This window comes from Dietzia sp. E1, from assembly GCF_014145015.1.
Classification (GTDB): domain Bacteria; phylum Actinomycetota; class Actinomycetes; order Mycobacteriales; family Mycobacteriaceae; genus Dietzia; species Dietzia cinnamea_A.
The window spans coordinates 1-1,078 of sequence record NZ_JAALDU010000568.1 but is presented as its reverse complement, the minus strand read 5'-3'; the positions used below and the strand labels follow the sequence as shown (position 1 = coordinate 1,078).

Annotated in this window: 2 protein-coding genes and 1 pseudogene; all 3 read right to left on the bottom strand. The window is 73.0% G+C overall.

What is annotated here, in order from left to right; genetic code table 11:
- Positions 1-172, bottom strand: a 172-nt coding sequence (locus tag G6030_RS15900) for a DNA-formamidopyrimidine glycosylase family protein (protein ID WP_347238683.1), incomplete at its 3' end; no start/stop codon positions are given.
- Between the two features lies 1 nt (position 173).
- Positions 174-887: a ribonuclease III gene (gene rnc, locus G6030_RS15895; protein WP_182643771.1), complete on the bottom strand. Its 714-nt coding sequence runs from the start codon at positions 885-887 to the stop codon at positions 174-176.
- Positions 884-1,078: pseudogene (locus G6030_RS15890) on the bottom strand (DUF177 domain-containing protein); the annotation flags it as partial. The gene rnc and the pseudogene G6030_RS15890, both read right to left, overlap by 4 nt.

The following is a 1,078-nucleotide window of genomic DNA, read 5'->3' as shown; positions in this document are numbered from 1 at the left end:
GCCGCGCCCCGCTGACGGTACGCCCGGTCAGCCGCGCGACGATCTCGGCCGCGCCCCCGGGCTGGCGACGGGCCGTGCGCGCCCCGGTGACCTCGACGGAGACGAGCGTGCGGCCCACGACGTGATCGGCCAGTCCCCGGCGGACGACCTCGACCTCGGGAAGTTCGGGCACGTCAGCCGGCGGTCCGGTCGGCCGTGGTCCCGTCCAGGGCCGCCCAGGCCTGCTCGGCGGCCTTCTGCTCGGCCTCCTTCTTGGTGCGGCCGGTGCCCTCGCCGAGCGCGTCGTCGCCGACGAACACCACGGCGGAGAAGGTCTTGTCGTGATCCGGTCCCGTCGATGTGATCTCGTACCGCGCCTTGGGCCGGCCGAGCGACGCGCACTTCTCCTGCAGACTGGTCTTCCAGTCCAACGCCGCGCCCAGATGGGGCACGACCGTCAGGCGGTCGCCGATGATCTTCTCGATCAGGCCGCGGGCCGTCTCGAGGCCGTGGGTGAGGTAGACCGACCCGAACACCGCCTCGAGGGTGTCGGCGAGGATCGAGTGCTTGTCCCGACCGCCGGTGAGCTCCTCCCCGCGGCCGAGCCGCAGGTGCCGGCCCAGTCCGCCGTCGCCGAGCTCGCGGGCGATGTCGGCCAGGACGTAGGTGTTGACCAGGCTCGCGCGGATCTTGGCCAGGTCGCCCTCCGGGCGATTCGGGTACGCGTTGTAGAGGTACTCCGTCACGACGAGCTCCAGCACGGCGTCGCCGAGGAACTCGAGGCGCTCGTTGTGTGGCAGCCCCCCGTGCTCGTAGGCGTAGGAGCGGTGGGTCAGCGCCTGGGTCGCCAGGCCGGCGGGCAGGGCCACGCCCAGGACGGCGTCCAGCGCGGAGGGCTGGTCGGTCACGCGCGGTCCCCGTCGGTGTCGGCCGGGTCGGTCATGCCGAACTTCTCCGCCAGTCCGGCCCAGCGCGGGTCGATGCGGCCGGTCTCCTCGCCGGAGACCCCGTCCGGGGCGGGCGTCTCGGGGTTCACGCACTCGTGGTGTCCGTAGTCGGTGCACGTGGGCGACATGGGGAACTCGAGCCCGAACGCGTC